Raw genomic sequence first — 25,930 nt, 5'->3', positions numbered from 1 at the left:
GCCTTGTTTTACTTCAAACATTTATTGCTGAGAAACTTAATTTTGCATACGGGTAACTGTATGCATTCTAAAGTTTATTGGCTATATTTTTGTATCCGTTTTTCTTTTAGATTGAAACGCATGAATCTTTTCCATCTTATCGAGCAGTCTTTTTGTTCGCTGGCAAACCCTGCCCATATCGAAGTCGGTTTGAGCGGCGGCTTGGATTCCGTGGTTTTGCTGCATTTGCTGGTGCGTTTACGTGAGCGACATGATTTTGTGCTGACTGCCGTGCATGTCCATCACGGTTTGAGCGCTCATGCGGATGAGTGGGCGGTGTTTTGCCAGCGTTATTGTGATGATTGGGAAGTGCCGCTGCGGATTGTGCGGGTAAAAATTGAAAAAAACGGTTTAGGGGTGGAAGCGGCGGCGCGGGCGGCGCGGTATGCGGCGTTTTCAGACGGCCAATCGAATATATTGGCTTTGGCACACCATCAGGACGATCAAATCGAAACCTTTATGCTGGCGGTGTTGCGTGGCGGCGGGGTGCGGGCGATGGCGGCCATGCCGCCGCTGAGGAATTTAAATGGAAAAGCGCAAATCTGGCGGCCTTTGCTGGCGGTCACGCGGCTAGGGCTGGCAGCGTATGCGCAGGAACACGGTTTGGCTTATGTGGAAGACGAAAGCAATCGGGATTCGGCGTATTTGCGCAACTGGCTGCGCCATGAGGCTTTGCCGCACATGCGGCAGCGTGTGCCGCATTTAGACGGGCATATTTTGGCAAATGTGCGCAGTGCGCAAGATGATTTGGCGCTGTTGGATGAAATCACGGCGGCGGATTATGCGCAGGTGTGTGCGGATGGCGGATTTGCGTTGGACAAGTGGCGCGGATTGAGTGCGCCGCGCCGCCGCCGTTTGCTGCGGGAATTTGTGGTGCGGCAGGGTGCGGCTGTGCCGTCGCAGGGGAGTATTTGGGATTTTGAGCGGGTGTTGGCGCAGGCGCAAACAGGAGAATGGCGCTTGGCCGATGCGGATGTTTTTGCCTACCGAAACCGTTTGTTTCTATTGAAACGAAATAGTGATTGTTCATATCCGTGGGCGGTTGGAGGTGGGCTTAAAGGCCGTCTGAAAGATGTGTTGCAGGAAAACGGCTTTGTGTTGCAGCCTTGCGAGGCCGGATGGGATGGGTCGGTTCTGATAACTGAAGGGATAATCCGGAGTGTAGATAATACCGATTCAATATTTTTAGGATTTGGGCATAAATCGGTTAAGAAACTGTTGCAAGAAAGCCATATTTTGCCGTTTGTAAGAAAAAAATGGCCGATTATCACAAATGCAGATGGGGAATGTCTGGCAGTTGCTAATCTGAGGACAAGTAAGGATTTTCGGGCTTCTCCCGGCGTTTTGCCGGTTTATCAGCCACTTTCGGTATATTTAGGGGAACCAAATCCGACTATCGGGGTCTGATTCTGCATGGCACGCTTTGCTGTTTTATGACTTATAATGCAGTTGTATAAGAAGGTTAGATATGAATGATCGTCAAATCGATCAAATGTTGGTAGAGCGCGCACAGGCCGGTGAGCAAAAAGCATTTGAAATGCTGATGCAGAAATACCAGCGCCGGTTGATTCGATTGATTGCCCGTTTTGTGAAAGACGAACATGAAGTAAACGATGCCGCGCAGGAGGTAATGATTCGGGCTTACCGTGCATTGCCGAATTTTCGCGGTGAGAGTGCGTTCTATACTTGGTTGTACCGTATTGCCATCAATACGGCGAAAAATTTTTTAATTACTTCGGGGAAGCGGCCGTTTGTCAGTGCAGAAGCCGCCAACGAAGACGGGGATGTCCTGGATTTAGCCGATCAGATTGCGGATTACCATACGCCGGAAGCTGAGATGATAAACCGGGAGATCTTACACACTGTCGAGGCCGCCGTTGCGAAGCTGCCCGACGACTTGCGCAGAGCCATCACATTACGCGAATTAGAAGGCCTGTCTTACGAGGAAATTGCTCAGATAATGGATTGTCCAATCGGCACGGTGCGCTCGCGTATTTTTCGGGCGCGCGAGGTTATTGCGAAAGATCTGCGGCCGCTGTTGGAAACGTCCGAAGACCGAAGGTGGTAAACAACTATGGCAGTAACAGAAAAAGAAGCATTTGACTATGTCTCCGCCGCGATGGATGACGAAGATTTATCCGACGGGACGATAGCCAAATTATTGGCGGATGAGGGTGCCATGCAAAAATGGTACGAGTATCATCTGATTCGGGATTACATGCAGCAGCCTGCGGGCGAAGTCGGCCACGATGCCGATTTTATGCAGAGCGAAGCGTTTCAGACGGCCTTGGCGCAGATTAGCGCGGAACACCGGCAACGCCATGCCCAAGAGCCGGTAAGCCGGGCGCAACGTCCGGTTCAGGCGGCAAACCATGCGTTTAAAGGGTTTGCGGTGGCGGCAAGCGTGTTGGCCGTGGCCGTATCGGTGTGGCAGTTTTGGCCGCAGGCGCGTTCGGAAGCGGTTCCCGTTGCGGCTGATACGGTTGTTCCGCAGACAAATCAGGTGCATGTGGTACCCGTGAATGCAACGCCCGATAATAAAGGCGCATCGGATACGGTCGTGCCGAATGCGGCGAAGGTGCAAATGCCCGAGCGCCAGACAACCGTTAGAGTGGAAACGCAGCGGAATACTGCGGCCGACCGCCAAACGGTTGTTCAATAAATGGCATGATGTGCTGATTGCTGATTTATTTCATACAAAGCCCTTGCCTTTGGTAAGGGCTTTTTTGGCGGTATTTACCTCGGCCGTCTGAAACCCGCTATAATGCCGCCTATGAAATTGATTACCTCTGCCCACAATGAGCAGCTCAAGTATTTGGCCAAGCTGCTATCGCAAACCAAAGCGCGCCGCGAACACGGGCAAACCGTGTTGGAAGGCGTGCATTTGCTGCAAAGCTATCTGCAGGCGGGATTGACGCCGCTACATGTTTATCTGCCCGAAGCCAAAGCGCAAGACAATGAAATCCGTGCGCTGCTGCGCCGTTTGGATGAGGAGCGGATTACTTGGGTCAGCAATGAAGCCTTGTCGAAAATTACCAGCCTGACAGACGCCGATGACATCATGACCTTAATCCAAATTCCGCCGCAAGAGGATTATCCGACGGAGGGCGACTGTGTGGTATTGGAGCGGGTGCAAGACCCGGGCAATGTCGGCACGATTATCCGCAGCGCGGCGGCGGCGGGCGTTTCGCAGCTGCTCTTGAGTGACGGCAGCGTGGACGTGTGGTCGCCGAAAGTATTGCGTGCGGCGATGGGGGCGCATTTTTTGTTAAGCATCCATACGCGTGTTTTTTTGCGCCCGTGGTTGGCTGCATATCGGCATGAAATTTGGGCAACGGCGCTGGGTGAACACAATAATTTCAGCCTGTACCAATTGGATTTGCGCCAGCCGTCGGCATGGATTTTCGGCAACGAAGGCAGCGGCATCAGCACGGAAGTGTTGGAGGCAGTCAGCGGCTGCGTCAAAATTCCGATGTTGGGGCAGACCGAATCGCTGAATGTCGCCATGGCCGCTACCGTTTGCCTGTTTGAACAAATGCGCCAGCGCTTGTAAATGCCGTCTGAAAAAATATTTGAAATCAAAGGAACGATTATGCAACTTCCCGTTTTTGACACAGCCGCCCGCCAACGTCTGATGGCGCTGCTGGATGAGAAATCAAACGAACACAATACCATGCGCTGCGATGAAGTGCAGGCTTTTACGCTGGCGTTGTTATCCGGCCCCGACGCGCTTAATCCGCAGGAATGGCTGCCCGAAGTATTGGGCGATGAAGCGCTGTTTGACGCGACCGAGCGGAGCGAAATCGAGCGCTTGGTGATGGCGCTGGCTGCCGATATGCGTATCAAGCTGAATGAAAAAACGCTGCCGGATTTATGGCTGTATGAAGACGAAGCGGGCAATCCCGATGTGTACACTTGGTGTAACGCCTATCTGTATGCGCTGGATGTTGTGCCGACGGATTGGTTTGAGGCGGTGGGGCAAGATGAGTTTGAAGATTTGTTCTACCCGATTATGGCTTTGGGCGGCATTTACGATGAAGAGGAAAACGGCGAAGTGATTTTGCAGCTGACCGATAAAGAGCTGGTACAGCTCGAATCGGATTTGCCGCATGTCTTGCTGGATATTTACTGTTACTGGCAGGCCATTATCAATAAGCCGCAAACCGTGCGCCGCGAGGGTAAGAAAGTCGGCCGCAACGATCCGTGTCCATGTGGCAGCGGCAATAAATACAAGGCTTGCTGCGGTAAACATTAAGGCTTAGTTTATGAACCAATCAAAGGCCGTCTGAAAACTGAAAATGTTTTCAGACGGCCTTTGATTTGCTAAGTATCAGAACAGATGAACCACCCATACGGTTAACAACGTCAGCACTATCGTCAATGCGCAGCCAATTTTGGCGACAGTGCCGATGATAAAGCCGATAAGCGTGCCCATGCTGACTTTGCCCGCCTGCCACATGTCTTTGCGCGTAATAAATTCGCCGATACCCGCGCCTATCATCGGGCCAAACAGCAAACCGGGCAGGGAGAAAAATGCGGCGCAAATGCCGCCGATAAACGCACCCCAAACGGCCAGCTTATCCGCGCCGGTGTATTTTGCGCCGAGCATACCGGCCACATAGTCCATCGCCATGCCGATGGCGGCGACGATGCCCAGAAAAATCAGGGTGGTGCTGCCGAATACTTGGTAATCGCCGGAATAGGCAATCAGCCAGGCACCGCCGAACATCAGGCCGAGGCCGGGAATGGCGGGGTAAATTGTGCCGAGTATGCCGACAATGAGGGCAATCAGGCCGAGAATGATGAGGATGGCGGTCATGGGTTGTCCTTATGTGAAAGATTTTCAGATGGCCTAAATGTCGTCTGCAAGGCATGATGGTGGCAGCTTGGCGTTTCTGCAACCGCCTCTTGTGCAAAGAAACAAAAATCCGAGTAAACCCCGGATTTTTTTCTTTCAACCTATGCGCCGCAACTGCTTTTCGGTTTGCTGGCTAAGATATTGATGACTTTGCGCTCGGGCTTGCTGTCGATTTTGATTTCAGATTCGTCATCGTCTTCGCTGCCGTTTGAAAAACGCTCGGGTACAGGTTCGCTGTCAAAGGCCAAGTCGCCGCCGTGTTTCAGGCTTTGGCCGCGTTGCAGGCCGGCGAAGTCGAAGAGCTCGGTATCGGCCAAATGCGAGGGCACGACGTTGCGCAGGGCGGAGAACATGGATTCGATACGGCCGGGGAAGCGTTTGTCCCAATCGCGCAGCATGTCGCCGATGACTTGGCGTTGCAGGTTGGGCTGCGAGCCGCACAGGTTGCACGGGATAATCGGAAACTGTTTCAGCTCGGCATAGCGGATAAGGTCTTTTTCTTTGACATAGGCCAGCGGGCGGATGACGATGTGTTCGCCATTGTCGGAAACCAGCTTGGGCGGCATTGCTTTGAGTTTGCCGCCGTAAAACATGTTGAGGAACATGGTCGCCAGAATATCGTCGCGGTGGTGGCCGAGGGCGATTTTGGTGCAGCCCAATTCTTTGGCCGTGCGGTAGAGAATACCCCGGCGCAGGCGGCTGCACAGCGAGCAGGTGGTTTTGCCTTCTTCCAATACGCGCTTGACGGTGGAATAGGTGTCTTCTTCGACGATTTTATAGTCCACACCTATGCTTTGCAGGTATTCGGGTAATACATGCTCGGGGAAGCCGGGCTGCTTTTGGTCGAGGTTGACGGCAACCAAGTCAAAATCAATCGGTGCGCTGGCCTGCAACTGGCGCAGGATGTCTAAGAGCGCGTAGCTGTCTTTGCCGCCCGACAAGCAGACCATAATCTTGTCGCCCGGCTCAATCATATTGAAATCGTTAATCGCGTCGCCGACGGCATGGCGCAGGCGTTTGCTCAGTTTGTTGTTTTCTAATTCTTGTTTGGTTTTTTTGGACATAATGCGGAAAGTGGAAAGCTAAAAAATTTAAGGCGGTATTGTACCGGAAAATGCGGGGAGAGGCCGTCTGAAATTTGGCGGACGAATCAGGACAACAGATAATCCGCCGCTTTCGCTATTCTTTGCGCCACATCTTGAAAATGTCCGCCCCGATTGAATTCAAAGCAGCAGTTAACGCCTTGCGCCTGCCAGTTTTGCTGTGTGGCAACGGTATGGGTTTCTACCACCGCCATGCGCGGATTTTTGCTGTTTTTTTCCGTGTCGCCGACGGAAAAATAAGCAGCGTGCGGCAGCGCTGGCAAGCGGTTAGCAGCGATAAAATCCGCCCAACCGTCAAACCACAGCGAACCGGAAACGGAAGCAAAGCGGCTGAATGGTGTATTTTGATAGGCAGCATAGGCCGCAAACAGTCCGCCCAACGAATAACCGGCCAATCCGTACCATAAAGGTTGCAGGGCATGGGTTTGCACGATTTCGGGCAATACCTTACGCACCAGCCAGTTCAGATACTCATCTGCGCCGCCGCTGAAATCAGGTGCTTTTTTAAACGCGGCAGGTGCCGGCCACGGCGTAAAAGCGTGTTCCCATTGCGGTTCGTCAATTGAAACCAAAACGGCTTTGCCGTTTAATAAAGCAGCAAAATCATCGGATTCCTGTGGGGAAAGAAAGGTCAGCAGCAGCGGCAAATCGGTTTGCTCAGGGCGGTAAACGGCAATGGTTTTGCCGTCAATGGTTGAAGTGTGTTTTTGCATGGTAGCGGTTTCTTAAACTCTAAGAGGCCGTCTGAAAATAAGGATATTTTCAGACGGCCTTACGGTTGCATGGTGTATGAAAACAACATCAGTTCAAACGGTTTTTCTTGCCGAAATAGACAAAACCAATCGCGCCCAATACCACCATCGGCAGGCTCAGCCACTGACCCATCGATAAGCCCAAGGTCAGCAGACCTAAATAATCATCCGGTTGGCGGGCAAATTCGGCGATAAAGCGGAAGAAACCGTAGCCGCCGAGAAACAGCGAGGCCACTTGCCCGGTCGGGCGCGGCTTTTTGGAAAACGTCCACACCAAAATAAACAAGCACACGCCTTCCAGCGCGAATTGGTAAAGCTGCGACGGATGGCGCGGCAGCATGCCGTATTGCGCCAGCCATTGCCCCCACAGTGGATTGTGCGCCGCCGCTTCCACATCTTCATAATGCGCCTGCGGAAAGCCCATCGCCCAAAAAGCGTTGATGTCGGTCACGCGTCCCCACAATTCGCCGTTGATAAAATTACCGATACGGCCTGAAGCCAAGCCCAGCGGCACCAGCGGGGCGACGAAATCCATGGTTTTCAAGGTGCTGATGTGGTGTTTTTTCGAGAACAGCCACATCGCCACGACCACGCCCAAAAAACCGCCGTGGAACGACATGCCGCCTTCCCAAACTTTGAAAATCGACACCGGATCGGCCAAATAGTCGGACAGCTTGTAAAACAAAACATAGCCCAAACGCCCGCCGATAATCACGCCGAAAATGCCCCAAGTGAGGAAGTCATCCAGCATTTCTTTGGTAAACACGGTATTGCCCTGCGCAATGCGGCGGCGGCCGAGCCAGATAAATAGGATAAAGCCGACGATATAGCTCAAGGCATACCAGCGGATAGCCAGCGGCCCGAGGCTGAGGGCAATCGGGTCAAACTGCGGATGGATTATCATGATAGAGGAGATTCCTTATTAACGGTGTAGGGTGGGCAACTCGTTGCCCACGAGATTGGACGGTACATCGGCCGGCCTTGAAACGGCTTTGACCGGTAGGCAACAAGCTGCCCACCTTACAAACTTTCGGCAATCAGTCGGGTAGGTTGGGTCTTGACCCAACAACAGGTTAGCGGGTTGTTTCGGCCTTGCGCATTTTGTAAAACTGCCAATATTTTTTATCGTATTCCTGAAAAGCGCCACGGTATGCGCCGCGTCGGTAGGCTTCATCAAAATAGCGGTAAGCTTCATCGTATTCGCCCAATTCATAGCACACTAAGCCGGCTTGGGCATATTCGTAAGAACCGTCCATTTGGGCAGTATCGTTTTCCAAGCCGCGTAATGCCCATATTTTTACTTCGGCAAAACGTCCATCTTTTTGGTAAATATCGCAAATGATGTCGATAATCCAGTTGGCGATTTGCTCTGGGTTGTCTTGTTTTGGCTCGGGTAATTTATCCCATACGTCCAACAGATACGGCAACAGGGCATCATCATCCATTCCGGCGGACTCATGCTCCATCCTTGCTCCTAATGCCAAGGTTTCTTCACGGGTCAGTAACGCCATTATTCCTCCGGCAGTCAGGCCGTCTGAAAAACGTATTTTCAGACGGCATGCGGTAGGTTGGGTCTTGACCCAACAAGCAATTGAATAAAAGACAAACCGGCTTAACGCAAGCTGCCCGATACATTCCATACCGCCGACAACATCGCTTCGCCCAAACGCAGCGAGCGTTGGCCGTTCCAGCCGAAATCGTCGTCGGGCAGGTTGTGGTTGTCTTTAAACGGCATTTCCAGCGTGTAGGCCAAGCAGCCGAATTCCTGACCGACCCAGTTGGTCGCCAAAGTCATATTGGCTTGGCCGGGTGCGTCTTTTGGATAGCCGTATTCGTCTTGGAAATCGGGGCTGGCGGCGAGGAAGGCGGCTTTAAATTCAGCTTCCAGCGCGGCAATGCGCCCGTTGTAGGCAGGAATGCCTTCGGTACCGGCCAAGAAAACATAAGGCAGACCTTCGTCGCCATGAATGTCGAGGAACAAATCCACGCCGGTTTCGCGCATTTTTTCGCGCACGACAAATACTTCCGGGCTGCGTTCCATGCTCGGGCTGACCCATTTGCGGTTAAGGTTGGCGCCGGCGGCATTGGTGCGCAGATTGCCCAATACGGAGCCGTCGGGGTTCATATTCGGCACGATGTAAAACGTGGCGCGGTCGAGCAGGGCGCGCGCGGTCGGGTCTTGCGGGTCGAGCAGGCGGCCTAAGAAGCCTTCGATAAACCATTCGGCCATGGTCTCGCCCGGATGCTGGCGTGCAATCACCCAAACCTTCAAATCGCTTTCCACTTGGTTGCCGATGGTTAAAAGATTGATGTCGCGGCCTTGGACGGTACTGCCCAAATCGTCAATCTGACACAGGCCGCTGCCTTGCGCGTCGCCTAAAAGATTCAAATGTTGCTCGTGGGAATAGGGCTCGAAATAGGCGTAATACACGCTGTTGGAGAGCGGCGTATGGTTGATGGTCAATACGCCGTTTTCGTATTCGGTGGGCACGCGGAACCAGTTTTGCCGGTCGTAAGAGGCGCAGGCGGAATAATCCGTCCAGCCGTCGGGATAGGCGGATTCGGCGGCGTTTTCAAAATGCATCACGCAATTCTGATAAGCCGCGCCTTGCAGTCGGAAGTAAAACCATTGCGCGAAATCGGAGGCATTATCCGGGCGCAAGGCGAGGCGGATATTGGCGGGGTCGCTCAGGTCTTTGACAATCACCGAGCCGGCATCAAATTGGGTGCTGATTTTCATGGAGATGTCCTGTAAAGAACGGGGAAAGCGGTATTTTATACCAATTCGGGCAAATAACCCAACCGCGCTTGTTTCAGACGGCCTTTAGTATTAAGATTCCAAAAATCTTCCAACTTCCAGCGAAAGCCCACCATGAGCGACCTCCAGCACATCACACCCGCCGACAAAGCGGCGATACTCTCTGAAGCCCTACCGTATATCCGCCGCTTTTCCGGCTGCACCATTGTCATCAAATACGGCGGCAACGCCATGACCGAACCGGCTTTGAAAGAAGGTTTTGCCAAAGACGTGGTTTTGCTCAAGCTGGTGGGGATTAATCCCGTGATTGTGCACGGCGGCGGCCCGCAGATTAATGAGATGTTGAACAAAGTCGGCAAAGAAGGCACGTTTGTACAAGGCATGCGCGTAACCGACGGCGAAACCATGGATATTGTCGAAATGGTGCTGGGCGGTCATGTCAATAAGGAAATCGTCTCGATGATTAACACCCACGGTGGCAAAGCAGTGGGCGTAACCGGCCGCGATGCGCATTTCATCAAAGCGAAAAAACTTTACATCAACACTCCCGAGCGCAACGGCGTGGACATCGGCCAAGTCGGTGTGGTGGAAAGCATTGATACCTCGCTGATTCAAGGCATTATCGCCAACGGCCAGATTCCCGTGGTCGCGCCCATCGGCGTCGGCCGCAACGGGGAAGCGTTCAATATCAACGCCGATTTGGTGGCGGGCAAGCTGGCGGAAGAGCTGAACGCCGAAAAACTGCTGATGATGACCAACATTACCGGTGTAATGGATAAAGAAGGTAAGCTGCTGACCAACCTGACCCCGAGCCGCATTGATGAATTGGTCGCCGATGGTACGCTTTACGGCGGTATGCTGCCGAAAATCAGCAGTGCGGTCGAAGCCGCAGTCAACGGAGTGAAAGCCACCCACATCATCGACGGCCGCGTGCCCAACGCGCTGCTGTTGGAAATCTTTACCGATTCTGGTATTGGTTCGATGATTTTGGGGCAGGATTGAAGCCTGCTATCTGCGTTGAAATAATAAGAGGCCGTCTGAATTCAGACGGCCTTTTTTGAATACTGGTATTCACAGCCATTTGCGCCGATAAAAAAACACCAACAACACTACAATAATCAGCGCCATTATGCCCAGCACCATAAAATAGCCGTAATGCCAATGCAATTCGGGCATGTTTTCAAAATTCATGCCGTAAATGCCGGTAATCAGCGTCAGCGGCATAAACAGAATAGTGATGACGGTCAACACGCGCATTTGCTGGTTCATGCGGTTGGATTGGAACGACAGATACACATCCATCATGCCGACAACCATATCCCACGCCGCGTCCAGCGATTCGATTAATTGCAGGCTGTGGTCATACACATCGCGCAGATAGACTGCCGGTTCGCCGCTGAAAATGGCAAATTCGTTGCGCTCGGCCAAACGGTAGAAAATATCTTTCATCGGCGTCAGCGAGCGGCGCAGGCGCACGGCATCGCGCTTGAGCAAGTGGATACGGCCGAGAATGTCATCGTTGTTTTGCTTAAACAAAGCCTTGTCGATGGCTTCCACGCGGTTGCCGTATTCGTTGGCGACGACAAAATAATCGTCAACAATGCGGTCGAGCAGGCAATAGGCCAAAAATGCGGTGTTTTTCTGCCAAAGCTGGTGCGGATTGCAGGAAATGGTTTCGCGGAAACGGCTGAATAAGCCCAGCGGTTTTTGCTGAAATGACAACACAAAATTCTTGCCGATAATCAGATAAACCTGATCCGAATGTAGCTTCTGCGCACCATAGTGATACACCTGCGCGGCGATAAACACATAAGTGCCGTAATCCTCGATTTTCGGGCGCTGCTTGCGGCTGAGGATGTCTTCTACCACCAATTCGTGAATGCCGAAGGGCGCGAGCGTCTGCTTGAGCAGGTCGCAATCGTTGATACCGACAAAGTGCAGCCAGTTGGTCTGTCCTTCGCCGGCGGCGGCAATCGGTGGCAGCTGCTTTTTCTGCACCGGATAATCATACTGCGCGCAACCGTCAGCCGAATACAGCGTCTGGTGGACGGCGGCTTTGGGCGCATTGCTGACATTGCTGCGCGGCACGCTCTGTTCGGCACTTAAGCTTAAGGTATCGGTGTCGGCTGTCGGTATGGTGTCCATGCGTATCCTGTATCCCGTTTAGGCCTGCTGCGCCGTATTCATCAGGCGCAGCGCTTTCAGACGGCCGATGTCTTTTTGGTATTGCACCAAGCCGACAAATTCGCCGTTTTGCGTATAAACGCGGATGGGTGTATCGGCAGAGATGTTTTCTGCGAACTGCGGGCGTTGGCCGAATTTCAGCATGGCCACGGCTTTATCGTTCAAGGTAATCTCAGGCAAATGGCGTACCAATACGTCGCACGGCAGCAGCACCGCGTCGCGCTCCGCTTCGCTCAAGGCTTCCAATGCCTCCAAAGTATATGTTTGGCCGATATGAAAACCGGCAGTTTCGGTGCGGCGCAGCGCGGTCAGATGGGCAAATGTGCCCATGTGTTTGGCAATGTCTTCGCTTAGGGTGCGGATATAAGTACCCTTGCTGCAACGCACGTCTATTACGGCTTTGGGCGCGTCAAATTCCTGAATCTCAATCGAATAAATCGTAATGTCGCGCGGTTTGCGCTCAATCACGATTCCCTGCCGCGCATATTCATACAGCGGGTTGCCCTCATGCTTCAAGGCGGAAAACATGGGCGGCACTTGACGGATGTCGCCGGTCAGTGCGGCGCAGGCCGTCTGAAATTCATCGAGGGAAATATCCGCGCGGGCGGTGGCGATGATTTCCCCTTCCGCATCGCCGGTGCTGCTGGCTTCGCCCAATTTCAGCGTGGCGGTGTAGGCTTTGTCGGCATCCAAAAGATATTGCGCAAACTTGGTGGCTTCGCCGAAACACACCGGCAGCAAGCCGGTGGCCAGCGGGTCGAGCACGCCGGTATGCCCCGCTTTTTCGGCGCGGTAGAGACGGCGCGCTTTTTGCAACGCAGTATTGCTGGAAAGGTTAAGCGGCTTGTCGAGCAGCAGCACGCCGTTAACGGCGCGTTTGGCGGGTTTGGCAGTCATACGGGTTAAGGTCAGGAAAATGAATTTTGGGAGGGATTTTCGTTAAGAAAAAGAGTGCAGGCATGGTTGTATAGAGCTGTATATTTTCAGGCCGCAATCAGGATTGCTGTTCGTCAGCCGTGCCGCAACGGTAGCAATAGCGGTTGAATGCGCTTTTGCGGGTGTTGCAGCCGGTACAGGTTTTAAAAAGCTGCAAACGGCAATGCGGGCAGTAATCCATATCCGGCATCGTATAATCCAAGGGGTACTCGCAACCGGGACAGATGCTGCGGGCAACGCGTTATCTGTCTGTCCTACGAGGTTATTGCAACCATCTAAATTGATAACGGCGTTTATTGATTTTGCCATTGGGTAGATTTTCAACAACGCTGACATCGGTAGGCTGCATGGTGCGTATATCCAGTGTAGTGGTCACTTCGACATTTTTTTCTGCCCTTGCTACTGTCGGCTGCCATTCTGAACGTTTTTTTTCCGTGAGCTTCATACCGAACAGATTCTTACCGATGAGATTTTTCTCATCCAGCTTAAGCTGGACAGTGTAACGTATCGTTGCCTCATTTTTGTTTTGTTTGATTAGGCGGTATTCTGAACTACGGATGAAAGGTATGCCGCTGATTGTGTCTATTTCGGTTTGCGGTGCGGGCAGCTGCTTGGGATCTTGATCCACAAAAGAACAAACCCAATAGCACCACGGTTCTTGCATGGCTTTTTCTTTTATCAATAACGAGATTTGCTGATTGTTCATCTTAGAAGAAGACTGTGTACCCATCCGTTGCAACATATCATCGTAATAGCTACTCCAATCGGCAATATCTACGGGCAAACCTTGTTTGTCGATAATGATTTTCGGACTTGGCGGCTGCACTTTTTGCCACATTTCCGTTATTGCTTTACTGGGTGCTTGGTTGTTAAAGCTAATGATTTGGCGCTCGGATTGACTGAGAAGAAAATTCCCGTCAGGTTGTTTTTCCAATCCGATAGAATAGTGAGCCTTGACTTCAAATTGACCGTTATTACCGCTTTCGGTCACTTGGGCATGGTGCTGTTGCCACGCAAATTTTAAAGGCTCGGCTTGAGTGCTTGTCAATGCCAGTGCAAATATAGTAGCCAATATTTGTTTTTTCATCGTTTCTCTCTATTCTTTTTTGAAATATATTTACCAAGGCCGTCCGAAGATGTTCTTTTCAGACGGCCAGAGGCTTAATCTTCTACCGGTTTTTCCGCTGCCACTTGGTCGATTAGGCTGGAAATGCTCATGCCGCGTTCCAGCGATTCGTCGTATTTGAAATGCAGTTCGGGGGTTTTGAAAAGCTTGATGCGTTTGGCCAGCTCGCTGCGCAAGTGGCCTTTGGCGTGTTCAAGCGCTTCTTCGGTCACTTCGCGGGTGTTGTCGTTTAATACGGTATAAAACACGGTGGCATGGCTGTAATCGCGGGTCACTTCCACTTCGTTAATGGTGATGAATCCGGCGCGGGGGTCTTTTAGGCAGGTGCGCACCAGCTCGGCCAGCTCGCGCATGATTTGTTCTTTGACACGGTCTTGGCGGGCATAGCCGCGTTGGGGTTTTCTCATGGTGTTTCCTTTTTCTGTCGTTGCGTTCAGACAGCCTGAATCATTGGATAAGAGCTATTATAGCTGATATTTGACGCTTAAAGGCCGTCTGAAAAACAGGATGATGACTGCTTTTCAGACGGCCTTACGGTTTAGGCGTTTCAGACAAATGCCTGTTTGCCGAGTGTGGTTTATTCCTCCGGCTGCTCGCCGTCGGTTTCGTCCAGCTTGCCTTCGGTGATTTCGATATTTACGCCGACAGCTTCACGGATTTTGCGGTCGATTTCATCGGCCACTTCCGGGTTTTCTTTCAGCCAAATGCGCACGTTGTCTTTACCTTGGCCGATTTTCGCGCCGTTGTAGCTGTACCATGCGCCGGATTTTTCGACGATGTCGTATTTTACGCCGATGTCGATGAGTTCGCCTTCCCAGCTAATGCCTTCGCCGTAAAGGATGTCGAATTCAGCTTGGCGGAACGGCGGCGCGACTTTGTTTTTGATGACTTTGACGCGGGTTTCGTTACCGATAACATCGTCGCCTTTTTTAATCTGGCCGGTACGGCGGATGTCGAGGCGCACGGAAGCGTAGAATTTCAGCGCGTTACCGCCGGTGGTGGTTTCGGGGCTGCCGAACATCACGCCGATTTTCATGCGGATTTGGTTGATGAAGACCACCAGCGTGTTGGTGCGCTTGATGTGGCCGGTCAGCTTGCGCAGCGCTTGGCTCATCAGGCGGGCTTGCAAACCGACATGGCTGTCGCCCATTTCGCCTTCGATTTCAGCTTTCGGCACCAAGGCCGCGACGGAATCGACCACCACCATATCCATGCCGCCGCTGCGTACCAGCGTGTCGCAGATTTCCAAAGCCTGTTCGCCGGTATCCGGTTGCGACAGATACAGCTCTTCTACTTTTACGCCCAATTTGCGCGCGTAAATCGGATCGAAGGCGTGTTCCGCGTCGATAAAGGCGCACACGCCGCCGTTTTTCTGGCATTGGGCAATGGCTTCCAAGCAGAGGGTGGTTTTGCCGGAAGACTCCGGGCCGAAAATTTCGACAACACGACCGCGCGGCAGACCGCCGACACCCAAAGCCAAATCCAAGCCGAGCGAACCGGTGGAGATGACTTCCAGATTGTCTTCTTTCTGGCTGCCGTCCATTTTCATAATCGAGCCTTTACCAAAGTTTTTTTCGATTTGGGCTAAGGCGGCGGCAAGGGCTTTGCTTTTGTCTTCGGATTTGTTTTTGTCTTCAGCCATAATGGTGCTTTCGTATCAAGAGTGCTAAATAATTTCTTAGCTATTATCGCACAAATTAAGAAAAAGTATAGTTTATTTTGATTTTATTTCAGACGGCCTGTATAAATTCTGATACAGGTCGTCTGAAAATTTTGAAAAACAAAAGATTAGTGGTGGCCACAACCGCCGCTGCCGTGGCTTTCGCGCAGGGCTTCGGCGGCTTGCTCGTCGGCGTGGTAGCTGGAGCGAACCATCGCGCCGATGGCGGCGTTGGTAAAGCCCATTTCGTAGGCTTCTTTTTCAAACGCTTTGAATTGATCCGGTGTAACGTAGCGCAACACAGGCAGGTGGCCGTCTGAAGGTTGCAGATATTGGCCGATGGTAATCATCTCGATGTTGTTGGCACGCATATCGCGCATGATTTCGCGCACATCTTCATCGCTTTCGCCCAAACCCACCATAATGCCGGACTTGGTCGGGATGTGAGGCATCATTTCTTTGTAGCGGCGCAGCAAATCTAAAGAATGCTGGTAATTGGCACCCGGGCGCGCTTTTTTATACAGGCTGGGGTGGGTTTCGAGGTTGTGGTTCATTACATCGGGCGGATTATCGGCCAAAATTTTCAAGGCGATGTCGAGACGACCGCGGAAATCGGGCACCAAGATTTCGATTTTGGTGTTCGGGCTGCGCTCGCGGATGGCATTGATACAATCGGCAAAGTGTTGCGCACCGCCGTCGCGCAAATCATCGCGGTCAACCGAAGTAATCACGACATAGCGCAGATTCATGGCGGCTACGGATTCGGCCAAGTGTTTCGGCTCATCGGGGTCGAGCAGGTTGGGACGGCCGTGTCCCACGTCGCAGAACGGGCAGCGGCGGGTGCAGATGTCGCCCATAATCATAAAGGTGGCGGTACCCTTGCTGAAACATTCTCCGATATTCGGGCAGGATGCTTCTTCGCAAACGGTGTGCATTTTTTGTTCGCGCAGGATATCTTTGATTTCAAAGAATTTGCGCGAAGGCAGTTTGGCGCGAATCCAGGAAGGTTTTTTTAATTTTTCTTCCAAAGGCACGATTTTAATCGGAATGCGTGCGGTTTTGTCAGCGCCTTTTAATTTTACGCCGCGTTTGGGGTCGTCAACTTTAATTTCACTCATTGGGGTGTGCTTTCTTTTCTATGCGGGTCTATGCGAGCTGTTGCGTGAGGTGGGCGGTCAGTTTGCCGGCTACTTCCGCCAAATCGGGGCAGGGTTGCACCAAGTCGGCGATTTGCGTCATTTCCAAACCGGCGTAACCGCACGGGTTGATGTGGGTAAACGGGGTTAAATCCATGTTCACGTTTAAGGCCAGGCCGTGATAAACCGAGCCGTTTTTAATGCGCAGACCGAGCGAGGCGATTTTGCGTCCGGCGACATAAACGCCGGGGCGTTTGGGGTCGGCGGCGGAATCAATGCCGTATTCGGCAAGCGTGGCGATAATGCTGTTTTCCAAAGCGGAAACGATGTGGCGCACCGACTGCTTGCGGCGTTTGAAGTCAATCATGGTATAAACCACCAGCTGACCCGGGCCGTGATAGGTAATTTGGCCGCCACGGTCGATTTGCACCACCGGAATATCGTCGCGAATCAATAAATGCTCGGGTTTTCCCGCCAAACCTTGTGTAAACACGGGCGGGTGTTCCACCACCCACAATTCGTCTTCGGTATCAGCATGGCGGGCGGCATTAAAGGCTTTCATGGCCTCGAAGGTCGGCAGGTAGTCTGCCATGCCTTTGTTCAGAATCTTCATTACAGCACCACTTTGACCAGTTCGTGAGAAGTCAGGGCGCGGTAGATATTGTCGAGTTGCTCCTGATTATCCACGTTTACCAAAATGGTTGCGCTGACATAATTGCCTTTGCTGCTGGGACGGGTGGTGATGTGGTGCGATTCGGTATCCGGCGCATGTTGGCGCACGGCTTCCAAAATGGCGCTTTCAAATTCGGGATGAACGGCACCCATCACTTTTAAGGGAAAGGTGCAGGGGAATTCGATTAAGGTGGTTTTTTCGGCATCCGTAGTCATAAATCATTATCCTCGTTCTAAAGGCCGTCTGAAAACAATCTGTTACGAAATGGATTTTCAGACGGCCTGAATCATTAACAGGTATTCTAACGCAAACAACGCAGCTTGTGGCATTCTGCCGTTTGCATGATTGAGAAAAGCTGTCAGACAAATAGGCATGGGAAAGCGCTTTTTCAAGTCTTGAAATCGCCGTCTTCAGCCCAACCTAGGCGTTAATTCAGTTTAAAACCCGATTTACCCATAGGGATTAGTATATGTCACAAGACAAACATTTTGAGGAATACGCTGCATTGGCCACCCTGCCCTTGCGCGATGTGGTGGTTTACCCGCACATGGTGCTGCCGCTTTTTGTTGGCCGCCCGAAATCCATTGCCGCTTTGGAAGCAGCGATGGCGCACGACGAGCCTGTGTTTTTGCTGGCGCAGCAAAATCCGAATACCGAAGAGCCGACCGCTGCCGATTTGCACAAAACCGGTACTGTGGCGCAAGTGTTGCAAGTATTGAAACTGCCCGACGGTACGGTAAAAGTATTGGTGGAAGGCTTACGCCGCGCCCGCGCTTTGACCGTTGAAGATACCGGCGAGCTGTTTTTAGTACACATCGAAGCCATCCGCGAAGACAACGGCGAGGGCAATCCCGATACCGAAGCCCTGCGCCGCACCTTGCTGTCGCAGTTTGAGCAATATGCCAAGCTCAACAAAAAAATTCCGGCTGAAGTGGTCAGCACCATCAGCGGCATTGAAGACAATGCCCGCTTGGTGGACACCATTGCCGCCCATTTGCAGCTCAAATTGGAGCAGCGCCAGCAGATTTTGGAAACCGCCGGCGCTGCCGAACGCATGGAATTTCTGCTCGGCCAACTGGAAGCCGAGTTGGACATCATGCAGGTGGAAAAACGCATCCGTGGTCGTGTGAAACGCCAGATGGAAAAATCGCAACGCGAGTATTATTTAAACGAGCAGGTCAAAGCGATTCAGAAAGAGCTGGGCGAAGAAGACGAGCAGGGCGAATTGGACGCGCTGGAAGCGAAAATCAAAGCAGCGGGCATGAGCAAAGAGGCGGAAGAAAAATCCCTCTCCGAATTGAAAAAGCTGAAAATGATGCCGCCGATGTCGGCCGAATCCACCGTGGTGCGCAATTATATCGACACCTTGCTGGATTTGCCGTGGAAGAAAAAATCCCGCGTCAGCAAAGACATTGCCAGAGCCGATTTGGTGTTGAACGCCGATCACTATGGCTTGGAAAAAGTCAAAGAGCGTATTTTGGAATACCTCGCCGTGCAAAAACGCATGGACAAGCTCAAAGGCTCGATTCTCTGCTTGGTCGGCCCGCCGGGGGTAGGTAAAACCTCGTTGGGCGAATCCATTGCCAAAGCTACCGGCCGCCAATACGTGCGCATGGCTTTGGGGGGCGTGCGCGATGAAAGCGAAATTCGCGGTCACCGCCGTACCTATATCGGCTCTATGCCGGGCAAAATCCTGCAAAACATGATTAAAGCCGGCGTGAAAAACCCGCTCTTCCTGCTTGATGAAATCGACAAGCTGGGCAACGATTTCCGTGGCGATCCGGCGGCGGCCTTGTTGGAAGTGCTTGATCCCGAGCAAAACAACAAATTTGCTGACCACTATGCGGAAGTGGATTATGACTTGAGCGACGTGATGTTTATCGCGACATCCAACAGCCTGAACATTCCTTCTGCCTTGCTCGACCGTATGGAGATTATCCGCCTGTCGGGTTATACCGAAGACGAAAAAATCAATATTGCCATGCAGTATCTCGTGCCCAAACAGATGAAACGTAACGGCGTGAAAGAGGGCGAACTGGTGGTGGAAGAGAGCGCGGTGCGCGACATCATCCGTTACTATACCCGCGAAGCAGGCGTGCGTTCGCTGGATCGTGAGATTGCCAAAATCTGCCGCAAAGTGGTGATGAAAGTCACTTTGGCCGAAGACCAGAAAAAAGCGTCCAAAGCCAAAACCGCGAAAACGGCCAAACCGAAAGCCATCAAAGTTAATGCAGACAACCTGCATGAATACTTGGGCGTGCGCCGCTTCGATTACGGCGTGGCCGAGAGCGAAAACCGTATCGGCCAAGTGACCGGCTTGGCGTGGACGGAGGTCGGCGGCGAACTCTTAACCATCGAAGCCGTGGCCTTGCCGGGCAAAGGTCTGATTCAGAGCACCGGTCAGTTGGGCGATGTGATGAAGGAGTCGGTATCGGCGGCTTGGTCGGTGGTGCGTTCACGCGCCGAATCGGTCGGCTTGGCACCGGATTTCTACGAGAAAAAAGACATCCATGTGCATGTGCCGGAAGGAGCAACGCCGAAGGACGGCCCGAGCGCGGGTATTGCCATGACTTTGGCGATTGTATCGGCCTTTACCAAAATTCCGGTACGCGCCGATGTTGCCATGACCGGCGAAATTACCCTGCGCGGCGAAGTGTTGCCCATTGGTGGTTTGAAAGAAAAACTGCTGGCGGCGCTGCGCGGCGGTATCAAGCATGTTTTGATTCCGAAAGACAATGTCAAAGATTTGGACGAAATTCCGGAAAATGTCAAAACCGGCTTGACCATCCATCCGGTCAAATGGATAGACGAAGTCTTGGCCTTGGGTTTGGAAAGCCAGCCTGAGCCGTGGCAGGCGCCGATTGTCGCCCCTGAAGTTGTGCCTGAGGCGGCGCTGAAAAGCCCGAAAGCCAAACCGTCAAGAGCCAAGGCAACGAAACACTGATTGGGTCAAAATGTGTTGCAAAAACGCGGTTTTCGCCCGAAAGCCTGTAAAATCGGGCGATTGCGCGTTTTTTCTCTTGACACGGCAAATTCAGAATTGCTATAAAGCACGCAGGCACCGAAAAGTGCGAAAAGCCCGAATACTCGGGACGTTCAATATTTTTCAACGATAGGAAGGGACTGATTGTGAACAAGTCTGAATTAATCGAAGCGATTGCTCAAGAAGCAGGTATTTCTAAAGCGGCTGCCCAAAAAGCACTGGACGCAACCACCAACGCGGTAACCGAAGCCCTGAAAAAAGGCGACACTGTAACTCTGGTCGGCTTCGGTACTTTCTACGTTGGCGAACGTGCCGAACGTCAAGGCCGCAACCCGAAAACCGGCGAGCCGCTGACCATCGCTGCGGCGAAAACCCCGAAATTCCGCGCCGGCAAAGCTTTGAAAGACGCGCTGTAATTTTCGGCTGACGCTGATACGATGAAAAAACCGAATCTTGTTTGAGATTCGGTTTTTTTATTTTGATTAGAACAGCAAAACAGCGTGAGGCCGTCTGAAAATAATAAATATCTAATTTCAGACGGCCTCGCACTTTCTTTCTCTATTACGATAATGATAAGGCGCTCAGCCACCTGTATATGCCAGTAAGTGCCTTGGTGGCTATAGTAGAATGAGTTAAAAACCAAACCATAAGCACCGCGTAGCTTGGGTTGTAAACCTAGCATTTGTTCGAACTTCCGTTGGGATTTCATCCCAATCTACTCAGTTTGTTTTTTTAGTGATTCTACTATAGCCCGTTATTTTCAATACTGCTGATAAACCGGATAGCTAACGCTTTGGCTGCTGTCCGTACCATATGCCGCCGCGCTCGTATCTTGCGTAGAAGTTGGTGTCGCCGCATAAGGATATTGCTGCTGCACCGGCGTTGCCACTGCGGAAGACTGGGCAGTATTTCCTTCCTGCTTGTCTTTACGTTTTTTCTTTTTGTCTTTTTTCTCGTCGTCATCGCCGTCGGGAATCGCCGCCCGTACCAATGCGCCCGTACCTTTTACCGCTACTTTACCGGCGGTTACGACGGTTGTCGCCGCTAAATCGGCCACGGCTGCGACCACGCAACCGCTCAAGCTGATACACATCATCAGCGGTAGGATTAAATGCTGTATTTTCATCAGTGTTCACACCCGCAATGACCGTGATGACCGCAACCGGCGGCGGCTTGCTGCCAGGCATCATCGTCGCCGTCAAATTCTTCGGTTTCGTCGAATTCGCCGTTTGCGACCAAGGCAACCAATTCATCTAAATCGGTTGCGCCTTCGACCCAGAAGCAGGGAATATCGGGCGGCGTATCAGGCGCGAGCAGGGCTGCTGTGCCGTCGTGCCAGGCCAGCCAGTAGCCGTTGGCGGTTTGGATAAAGTGCGCATCGGGGTGGATGCTTTCGTTTTCAGTATTCACCAGCATACGTTCGGCGATTTCTGCTTGAAACGGTAAAATCTGCATATTTTTCTTTCGTGTCATAGTAGGCCGCTATTGTAATAGGCCGTCTGAAAAACGGAAATAAAAAAATACAGCCGCAGAGATATGCGGCTGTATTTCCGATAACCACCCGGCTGCAAGGTCAGCATACTTCGACAAGCCTTTTTATCGCAGCCATAAGAACATCGTCCCGTAAAATTATTCTTCGTCGTTACCCAAAACAAAGCGGTAAATCGCTGCGCCAATCGCGCCGCCGATAATCGGAGCTACCCAGAACAGCCACAGTTGTTCAATCGCCCAGCCGCCTTGGAACAAAGCAACACCGGTAGAACGAGCCGGGTTAACCGAAGTATTGGTTACCGGAATAGAAATCAAGTGGATCAGGGTCAGAGCCAAACCGATGGCAATCGGCGCAAAACCGGCCGGAGCGCGTTTGCTGGTGGCGCCCATGATGATAATCAGGAAGAAGGCAGTCAATACCACTTCAATCACCAGCGCAGACATCATGTCGTAGCCGTTGGGAGAATGTTCGCCGAAACCGTTGCTGGCGAAGCCGGAAGCGGCAGCGTCAAAACCGGCATGACCGGAAGCAATCACATACAGTACACCGGCTGCACAGATAGCGCCAATTACTTGAGCGATGATGTACGGCAGCAAATCTTTACCGTTGAAACGGCCGCCGACAAACAGACCTACGGATACGGCAGGGTTAAAGTGGCCGCCTGAAATATGACCCACGGCAAAAGCCATAGTCAATACGGTCAGACCAAACGCCAGCGCAACGCCGGCATAGCCGATACCCAAGTCGGGGATAGCCGCTGCCAACACCGCGCTACCGCAGCCGCCCAGCACCAGCCAGAATGTGCCGAAAAATTCAGCAAAATATTTTTTCATTTGTTTTCCTTTCTGAGGAGGGAAGGTGGTTACCATCGGCGCAAATGATAATTACATTTCAAGGGTGCTGGCGAACGGATTTACCTTATTTTTCAGCGATTCACAAAACAGCGTGACAGCCATTTGCGCCGTTTGTCATTTTTTTGAAAAGCAGCTTATTGAAATAAAAAGAGGTTTTCGGTTTGTAGAAAAAGCAGCTGCAAAAGCCCATTAGATTTTCAGACGGCCTTTAAATCATGCGCACTGCTACCATATATTCCATTATTTCCATAAATCAATACTTAGGCCGTCTGAAAAATGCAAATCATCCAATATCCCGATTCCCCCTTCAAACTCCATCAACCCTTTCCGCCCGCAGGCGACCAGCCGACGGCCATTAGCGGCTTATTGGAAGGGCTTTCAGACGGCCTGGCCTATCAAACCCTGCTCGGTGTCACCGGCTCTGGCAAAACTTACACCATGGCCAACGTCATCGCCCAAAGCGGCCGCCCTGCCATTATTATGGCGCACAACAAAACCCTTGCCGCCCAGCTCTACGCCGAAATGCGTGAGTTTTTCCCGGAAAACGCCGTGGAATATTTCGTGTCTTATTATGATTACTACCAGCCCGAAGCGTATGTACCCAGCCGCGATTTGTTTATTGAAAAAGACTCCGCGATTAATGAGCACATCGAGCAAATGCGCCTTTCCGCCACCAAAAATCTGATGACGCGCAATGATGTGATTATCGTCGCCACCGTATCCGCTATTTACGGTATCGGCGACCCGACCGAATACAAGCAGATGGTATTGTCGGTAAAAGAGGGCGACCAAATCGACCAGCGCGACATTATTTCCGTACTCGTCTCCATGCAGTATGACCGTGGCGAGATGGATTTCAAGCGCGGCTCGTTCCGCGTGCGCGGCGATGTGATTGACGTGTATCCCGCCGAAAGCTCCGATTTGGCTTTAAGAATCAGTCTGTTTGACGATGAAATCGACCGCTTGGATTTGTTCGACCCGCTGACCGGCGCGGTATCGCAGCGGGTGGGACGCTTTACCGTGTTCCCGTCCAGCCATTATGTAACCCCGCGTGAAACCGTGTTGCGCGCCTGTGATTCGATTAAAGAAGAATTGCGCCAACGCATCGAATTTTTCGCCAAAGAAAACCGTCCCGTAGAGCAGCAGCGTATCGAGCAGCGCACCCGTTTTGACCTCGAAATGCTCTACGAAATGGGCTTCTGCAAAGGCATTGAAAACTACTCGCGCCACTTCTCCGGCAAAAAAGAAGGCGAACCGCCGCCCACGCTGATGGATTATCTGCCGGATAACGCCATTATGTTTATCGATGAGAGCCACGTAACCGTGTCGCAAATCGGCGCGATGTATAAAGGCGACGCCTCGCGCAAACAGAATCTGGTCGATTACGGCTTCCGCCTGCCCTCCGCCCGAGATAACCGCCCGCTCAAATTCCCCGAGTTTGAAAAAATCATGCCGCAAACCATCTTCGTATCCGCCACTCCCGCCAAATACGAAGCCGAACACGCGGGGCAGGTGGTCGAGCAGGTGGTGCGCCCGACCGGATTGGTTGATCCCGAAATCATCATCCGCCCCGTCGCCACCCAAGTGGATGATTTATTAAGCGAAATCAACGAGCGTATCGCCAAAAACGAGCGTGTACTCGTTACCACGCTGACCAAGCGCATGGCCGAGCAGCTCACCGATTATTACAGCGAGCTGGGCGTAAAAGTGCGCTATCTGCACAGCGACATCGACACCGTCGAGCGCGTGGAAATCATCCGTGATTTACGCTTGGGGCTGTTTGACGTATTGGTCGGCATTAACCTGTTGCGCGAAGGCTTGGACATTCCCGAAGTGTCGCTGGTTGCCATACTCGACGCCGACAAAGAAGGCTTTTTGCGCAGCCACCGCAGTCTGATTCAAACCATAGGCCGCGCCGCGCGTAATGTACACGGTGTTGCCATTTTATATGCCGACAAAATTACCGACTCGATGAAAGCCGCCATCGACGAAACCGAACGCCGCCGCGAAAAACAAATCCGCTTCAACGAAGAACACGGCATTGTGCCGCAGCAGATTAAAAAGCAGGTCAAAGACATCATTGACGGCGTGTATCACGAAGACAGTAGCAGCGGCAAAGGCAAAAAAGGCAAGGGCAAAGGCGTAAAAGTCGGCGAAATTCGCAATGAAAACGACGCGCTCAAAGAAATCGCCAAACTGGAAAAAGCCATGCAGCAAGCGGCTAGGGATTTGCAGTTTGAAGAGGCGGCTGTACTTCGTGATAAAATTCGGGGGATTAAGGAAGGGTTGTTGTTTGGGAGTGAGTAATTTATGAATGATTTTCATTCTAATATTTTTAATAATGATGTTATGTATTTTATCCATGCTTATTTGAATAATTCATATTTTTTACTCAAGGAGCAGATAATTGGTTTAATTTTAAAAGTTAATAATTATATTAATAACTCAGGGATAGATATGGCTATTATCATTTCACTGTTATCATTCTTCGTTTCAATTTTTGCGGTTTATATATCAAAAAAGCAAGCCGATATATCTAAAAAGCAATTCACTCTCGAATACATTAATATGGAGAATAATGATAATGAATTAATAAAGGCTAGGCACTGGCTTCATAATTTAGAAAATTCTATCGGATATATTAAAGCATTTGCATCTAAAGATTCATTTTTAGCATACAAAAATAATAATGAAAATAGGGTTTTTGGCTTCAAAAATAAAGAAGAAGTTCAAGAGTATGTTGATGGTGTCAATTATTTAAACAAAATAATTATATCTAGGCAAATTGCTTCAGAGGCTATTATCTTAAATATGCTTGATGAAGATACTTACTGGCTTATAAGAAATGGTGATTTTTCAAAAGATTATAGGAAGCTTGAAGATTTTATTAAAGAACAGCACAAAGAGAAGAGTTATAACCCATCTTTTGATAGAAAGGCTTTCCGTATTGTTGTTCATAAGTGGCAAAATTCTGAAATTAGAGATATTAATGCCAAGATGAGGAAGAGAAAATGGAGTAGATATTGGAAACAAGTGTAGTCTGCTTGTAGAGTAAACGTAGCCTACTTGTCGGGTGTGTGGCGTAGCCACGCACGCGTTTTCCCCAATCTATGTCGTCTGAAAATCTCGGTGTTTTCAGACGGCTTCATTTTTCCTGCAAACTTCTTTGAAATGACTGAAATCTAAACATTGGAAAACGCATGCGTGCGTATCGCACACCCCTACCTGCCGCTGAAAACATCCTTTCAGCAAGCCGTAGCCTGCACACGGTAAAACCACATTGTAGCAACTGTGTTGCCAACCCGTCGGTCAGTAACATCAAACACGGTTAATTATGCACATTGCAGGCCGTCTGACTTCAGGTAATCCCTTACCC

29 protein-coding genes are annotated in these 25,930 nt (G+C 51.3%); 11 read left to right on the top strand and 18 right to left on the bottom strand.

Going from position 1 to position 25,930, the window contains the following annotated elements:
- Positions 1-120: 120 nt before the first annotated feature.
- The 5 genes from tilS to J2T37_RS08765 all read left to right on the top strand — a co-directional run bounded on the left by tilS (position 121) and on the right by J2T37_RS08765 (position 4,294).
- Positions 121-1,446: a tRNA lysidine(34) synthetase TilS gene (gene tilS, locus J2T37_RS08785; RefSeq protein WP_253355222.1), complete on the top strand. Its 1,326-nt coding sequence runs from the start codon at positions 121-123 to the stop codon at positions 1,444-1,446.
- A 61-nt stretch (positions 1,447-1,507) separates the two neighbouring features.
- Positions 1,508-2,107 carry an RNA polymerase sigma factor RpoE gene (gene rpoE, locus J2T37_RS08780; protein WP_253355221.1) on the top strand — a complete coding sequence of 200 codons (600 nt, stop codon included), beginning with the start codon at positions 1,508-1,510 and terminating at the stop codon, positions 2,105-2,107.
- A gap of 6 nt (positions 2,108-2,113) precedes the next feature.
- Entirely contained in the window at positions 2,114-2,701 is a 588-nt protein-coding gene (locus J2T37_RS08775; protein ID WP_253355220.1) for an RseA family anti-sigma factor, read from the top strand.
- A gap of 111 nt (positions 2,702-2,812) precedes the next feature.
- Complete coding sequence (locus J2T37_RS08770; RefSeq protein ID WP_253355219.1) at positions 2,813-3,592, top strand: TrmH family RNA methyltransferase; 780 nt, start codon at positions 2,813-2,815, stop codon at positions 3,590-3,592.
- 39 nt (positions 3,593-3,631) lie between these two features.
- A complete protein-coding gene (locus tag J2T37_RS08765; protein WP_253355218.1) occupies positions 3,632-4,294 on the top strand; it encodes a YecA family protein in 663 nt (220 codons plus the stop codon).
- A gap of 75 nt (positions 4,295-4,369) precedes the next feature.
- Here J2T37_RS08765 and J2T37_RS08760 read toward each other — a convergent pair whose 3' ends face one another.
- From J2T37_RS08760 to J2T37_RS08735, 6 genes are all read right to left on the bottom strand, one after another.
- Positions 4,370-4,858 carry a DUF456 domain-containing protein gene (locus J2T37_RS08760; protein ID WP_253355217.1) on the bottom strand — a complete coding sequence of 163 codons (489 nt, stop codon included), beginning with the start codon at positions 4,856-4,858 and terminating at the stop codon, positions 4,370-4,372.
- A gap of 140 nt (positions 4,859-4,998) precedes the next feature.
- On the bottom strand, positions 4,999-5,961 hold the full coding sequence (ttcA, locus tag J2T37_RS08755; protein WP_253355216.1) for a tRNA 2-thiocytidine(32) synthetase TtcA: 963 nt from the start codon (positions 5,959-5,961) through the stop codon (positions 4,999-5,001).
- A gap of 86 nt (positions 5,962-6,047) precedes the next feature.
- A complete protein-coding gene (locus tag J2T37_RS08750) occupies positions 6,048-6,713 on the bottom strand; it encodes an alpha/beta hydrolase (RefSeq protein WP_253355215.1) in 666 nt (221 codons plus the stop codon).
- An 88-nt stretch (positions 6,714-6,801) separates the two neighbouring features.
- A complete protein-coding gene (lgt, locus tag J2T37_RS08745; RefSeq protein ID WP_253355214.1) occupies positions 6,802-7,656 on the bottom strand; it encodes a prolipoprotein diacylglyceryl transferase in 855 nt (284 codons plus the stop codon).
- A 169-nt stretch (positions 7,657-7,825) separates the two neighbouring features.
- The gene (locus J2T37_RS08740; protein ID WP_253355213.1) at positions 7,826-8,263 is read right to left on the bottom strand and encodes a hypothetical protein; all 438 of its coding nucleotides are present in this window, start codon (positions 8,261-8,263) and stop codon (positions 7,826-7,828) included.
- A gap of 101 nt (positions 8,264-8,364) precedes the next feature.
- Positions 8,365-9,492: a M14 family metallopeptidase gene (locus J2T37_RS08735; protein ID WP_253355212.1), complete on the bottom strand. Its 1,128-nt coding sequence runs from the start codon at positions 9,490-9,492 to the stop codon at positions 8,365-8,367.
- A 132-nt stretch (positions 9,493-9,624) separates the two neighbouring features.
- Here J2T37_RS08735 and argB point away from each other — a divergent pair, with 132 nt between their 5' ends.
- On the top strand, positions 9,625-10,512 hold the full coding sequence (gene argB, locus J2T37_RS08730; RefSeq protein WP_253355211.1) for an acetylglutamate kinase: 888 nt from the start codon (positions 9,625-9,627) through the stop codon (positions 10,510-10,512).
- A gap of 69 nt (positions 10,513-10,581) precedes the next feature.
- Here argB and corA read toward each other — a convergent pair whose 3' ends face one another.
- From corA to J2T37_RS08685, 9 genes are all read right to left on the bottom strand, one after another.
- Positions 10,582-11,655, bottom strand: a complete 1,074-nt coding sequence (corA, locus tag J2T37_RS08725) for a magnesium/cobalt transporter CorA (RefSeq protein ID WP_253355210.1) — start codon at positions 11,653-11,655, stop codon at positions 10,582-10,584.
- Between the two features lie 18 nt (positions 11,656-11,673).
- Positions 11,674-12,591, bottom strand: coding sequence for a tRNA pseudouridine(55) synthase TruB (gene truB / locus J2T37_RS08720; protein ID WP_253355209.1), 918 nt, complete (start codon positions 12,589-12,591; stop codon positions 11,674-11,676).
- Positions 12,592-12,688: 97 nt separating this feature from the next.
- The gene (locus J2T37_RS08715) at positions 12,689-12,832 is read right to left on the bottom strand and encodes a hypothetical protein (RefSeq protein ID WP_253355208.1); all 144 of its coding nucleotides are present in this window, start codon (positions 12,830-12,832) and stop codon (positions 12,689-12,691) included.
- Positions 12,833-12,892: 60 nt separating this feature from the next.
- Positions 12,893-13,717, bottom strand: a complete 825-nt coding sequence (locus J2T37_RS08710; RefSeq protein ID WP_253355207.1) for a hypothetical protein — start codon at positions 13,715-13,717, stop codon at positions 12,893-12,895.
- Between the two features lie 74 nt (positions 13,718-13,791).
- Positions 13,792-14,163, bottom strand: a complete 372-nt coding sequence (gene rbfA, locus J2T37_RS08705; RefSeq protein WP_253355206.1) for a 30S ribosome-binding factor RbfA — start codon at positions 14,161-14,163, stop codon at positions 13,792-13,794.
- A 170-nt stretch (positions 14,164-14,333) separates the two neighbouring features.
- A complete protein-coding gene (gene recA / locus J2T37_RS08700; RefSeq protein WP_253355205.1) occupies positions 14,334-15,398 on the bottom strand; it encodes a recombinase RecA in 1,065 nt (354 codons plus the stop codon).
- A 146-nt stretch (positions 15,399-15,544) separates the two neighbouring features.
- Positions 15,545-16,534, bottom strand: a complete 990-nt coding sequence (gene lipA / locus J2T37_RS08695; RefSeq protein ID WP_253355204.1) for a lipoyl synthase — start codon at positions 16,532-16,534, stop codon at positions 15,545-15,547.
- Positions 16,535-16,562: 28 nt separating this feature from the next.
- Positions 16,563-17,165 carry a lipoyl(octanoyl) transferase LipB gene (gene lipB, locus J2T37_RS08690; protein ID WP_253355203.1) on the bottom strand — a complete coding sequence of 201 codons (603 nt, stop codon included), beginning with the start codon at positions 17,163-17,165 and terminating at the stop codon, positions 16,563-16,565.
- Complete coding sequence (locus tag J2T37_RS08685; RefSeq protein ID WP_253355202.1) at positions 17,165-17,440, bottom strand: HP0495 family protein; 276 nt, start codon at positions 17,438-17,440, stop codon at positions 17,165-17,167. Before J2T37_RS08685 ends, lipB begins: the two co-directional genes overlap by 1 nt.
- A gap of 254 nt (positions 17,441-17,694) precedes the next feature.
- Here J2T37_RS08685 and lon point away from each other — a divergent pair, with 254 nt between their 5' ends.
- Positions 17,695-20,169 carry an endopeptidase La gene (gene lon / locus J2T37_RS08680; protein ID WP_253355201.1) on the top strand — a complete coding sequence of 825 codons (2,475 nt, stop codon included), beginning with the start codon at positions 17,695-17,697 and terminating at the stop codon, positions 20,167-20,169.
- Positions 20,170-20,354: 185 nt separating this feature from the next.
- Positions 20,355-20,624, top strand: coding sequence for an HU family DNA-binding protein (locus J2T37_RS08675; RefSeq protein ID WP_066078839.1), 270 nt, complete (start codon positions 20,355-20,357; stop codon positions 20,622-20,624).
- A 344-nt stretch (positions 20,625-20,968) separates the two neighbouring features.
- On the opposite strand, the gene J2T37_RS08670 is transcribed toward J2T37_RS08675, so the two are convergent.
- The 3 genes from J2T37_RS08670 to aqpZ all read right to left on the bottom strand — a co-directional run bounded on the left by J2T37_RS08670 (position 20,969) and on the right by aqpZ (position 22,533).
- On the bottom strand, positions 20,969-21,334 hold the full coding sequence (locus tag J2T37_RS08670) for an NF038104 family lipoprotein (protein ID WP_253355200.1): 366 nt from the start codon (positions 21,332-21,334) through the stop codon (positions 20,969-20,971).
- Positions 21,334-21,663 (bottom strand): general secretion pathway protein GspG, encoded by a 330-nt coding sequence (locus tag J2T37_RS08665; protein ID WP_253355241.1) that lies wholly within the window; start codon positions 21,661-21,663, stop codon positions 21,334-21,336. The genes J2T37_RS08670 and J2T37_RS08665 overlap by 1 nt, the downstream gene beginning before the upstream one ends.
- A gap of 174 nt (positions 21,664-21,837) precedes the next feature.
- On the bottom strand, positions 21,838-22,533 hold the full coding sequence (gene aqpZ, locus J2T37_RS08660) for an aquaporin Z (RefSeq protein WP_253355199.1): 696 nt from the start codon (positions 22,531-22,533) through the stop codon (positions 21,838-21,840).
- A 25-nt stretch (positions 22,534-22,558) separates the two neighbouring features.
- On the opposite strand from aqpZ, the gene J2T37_RS08655 reads away from it, so the two are divergent.
- The 3 genes from J2T37_RS08655 to J2T37_RS08645 all read left to right on the top strand — a co-directional run bounded on the left by J2T37_RS08655 (position 22,559) and on the right by J2T37_RS08645 (position 25,593).
- Positions 22,559-22,747 carry a hypothetical protein gene (locus tag J2T37_RS08655; RefSeq protein WP_253355198.1) on the top strand — a complete coding sequence of 63 codons (189 nt, stop codon included), beginning with the start codon at positions 22,559-22,561 and terminating at the stop codon, positions 22,745-22,747.
- Positions 22,748-22,830: 83 nt separating this feature from the next.
- Complete coding sequence (uvrB, locus tag J2T37_RS08650) at positions 22,831-24,861, top strand: excinuclease ABC subunit UvrB (protein WP_253355197.1); 2,031 nt, start codon at positions 22,831-22,833, stop codon at positions 24,859-24,861.
- 3 nt (positions 24,862-24,864) lie between these two features.
- Positions 24,865-25,593, top strand: coding sequence for a hypothetical protein (locus tag J2T37_RS08645; RefSeq protein WP_253355196.1), 729 nt, complete (start codon positions 24,865-24,867; stop codon positions 25,591-25,593).
- Positions 25,594-25,930 lie beyond the last annotated feature (337 nt).

This window comes from Neisseria perflava, from assembly GCF_024170405.1.
GTDB classification, from domain to species: Bacteria; Pseudomonadota; Gammaproteobacteria; order Burkholderiales; family Neisseriaceae; genus Neisseria; species Neisseria perflava_B.
This window is presented reverse-complemented; position numbering and strand designations above follow the sequence as displayed.

Excerpts from the sequence above, each read along its gene's own strand:
- recA (WP_253355205.1), bottom strand. The coding sequence starts at position 15,398 with ATGGCTGAAGACAAAAACAAATCCGAAGACAAAAGCAAAGCCCTTGCC.
- lipB (WP_253355203.1), bottom strand. The coding sequence starts at position 17,165 with ATGAAGATTCTGAACAAAGGCATGGCAGACTACCTGCCGACCTTCGAG.
- J2T37_RS08665 (WP_253355241.1), bottom strand. The coding sequence starts at position 21,663 with ATGCAGATTTTACCGTTTCAAGCAGAAATCGCCGAACGTATGCTGGTG.
- J2T37_RS08775 (WP_253355220.1), top strand. The coding sequence starts at position 2,114 with ATGGCAGTAACAGAAAAAGAAGCATTTGACTATGTCTCCGCCGCGATG.
- tilS (WP_253355222.1), top strand. The coding sequence starts at position 121 with ATGAATCTTTTCCATCTTATCGAGCAGTCTTTTTGTTCGCTGGCAAAC.
- rpoE (WP_253355221.1), top strand. The coding sequence starts at position 1,508 with ATGAATGATCGTCAAATCGATCAAATGTTGGTAGAGCGCGCACAGGCC.
- J2T37_RS08670 (WP_253355200.1), bottom strand. The coding sequence starts at position 21,334 with ATGAAAATACAGCATTTAATCCTACCGCTGATGATGTGTATCAGCTTG.
- truB (WP_253355209.1), bottom strand. The coding sequence starts at position 12,591 with ATGACTGCCAAACCCGCCAAACGCGCCGTTAACGGCGTGCTGCTGCTC.
- lon (WP_253355201.1), top strand. The coding sequence starts at position 17,695 with ATGTCACAAGACAAACATTTTGAGGAATACGCTGCATTGGCCACCCTG.
- J2T37_RS08760 (WP_253355217.1), bottom strand. The coding sequence starts at position 4,858 with ATGACCGCCATCCTCATCATTCTCGGCCTGATTGCCCTCATTGTCGGC.
- J2T37_RS08710 (WP_253355207.1), bottom strand. The coding sequence starts at position 13,717 with ATGAAAAAACAAATATTGGCTACTATATTTGCACTGGCATTGACAAGC.
- uvrB (WP_253355197.1), top strand. The coding sequence starts at position 22,831 with ATGCAAATCATCCAATATCCCGATTCCCCCTTCAAACTCCATCAACCC.
- J2T37_RS08765 (WP_253355218.1), top strand. The coding sequence starts at position 3,632 with ATGCAACTTCCCGTTTTTGACACAGCCGCCCGCCAACGTCTGATGGCG.
- J2T37_RS08770 (WP_253355219.1), top strand. The coding sequence starts at position 2,813 with ATGAAATTGATTACCTCTGCCCACAATGAGCAGCTCAAGTATTTGGCC.
- J2T37_RS08685 (WP_253355202.1), bottom strand. The coding sequence starts at position 17,440 with ATGACTACGGATGCCGAAAAAACCACCTTAATCGAATTCCCCTGCACC.
- lipA (WP_253355204.1), bottom strand. The coding sequence starts at position 16,534 with ATGAGTGAAATTAAAGTTGACGACCCCAAACGCGGCGTAAAATTAAAA.
- corA (WP_253355210.1), bottom strand. The coding sequence starts at position 11,655 with ATGGACACCATACCGACAGCCGACACCGATACCTTAAGCTTAAGTGCC.
- argB (WP_253355211.1), top strand. The coding sequence starts at position 9,625 with ATGAGCGACCTCCAGCACATCACACCCGCCGACAAAGCGGCGATACTC.
- ttcA (WP_253355216.1), bottom strand. The coding sequence starts at position 5,961 with ATGTCCAAAAAAACCAAACAAGAATTAGAAAACAACAAACTGAGCAAA.
- lgt (WP_253355214.1), bottom strand. The coding sequence starts at position 7,656 with ATGATAATCCATCCGCAGTTTGACCCGATTGCCCTCAGCCTCGGGCCG.
- rbfA (WP_253355206.1), bottom strand. The coding sequence starts at position 14,163 with ATGAGAAAACCCCAACGCGGCTATGCCCGCCAAGACCGTGTCAAAGAA.
- J2T37_RS08645 (WP_253355196.1), top strand. The coding sequence starts at position 24,865 with ATGAATGATTTTCATTCTAATATTTTTAATAATGATGTTATGTATTTT.
- aqpZ (WP_253355199.1), bottom strand. The coding sequence starts at position 22,533 with ATGAAAAAATATTTTGCTGAATTTTTCGGCACATTCTGGCTGGTGCTG.
- J2T37_RS08750 (WP_253355215.1), bottom strand. The coding sequence starts at position 6,713 with ATGCAAAAACACACTTCAACCATTGACGGCAAAACCATTGCCGTTTAC.
- J2T37_RS08735 (WP_253355212.1), bottom strand. The coding sequence starts at position 9,492 with ATGAAAATCAGCACCCAATTTGATGCCGGCTCGGTGATTGTCAAAGAC.
- J2T37_RS08740 (WP_253355213.1), bottom strand. The coding sequence starts at position 8,263 with ATGGCGTTACTGACCCGTGAAGAAACCTTGGCATTAGGAGCAAGGATG.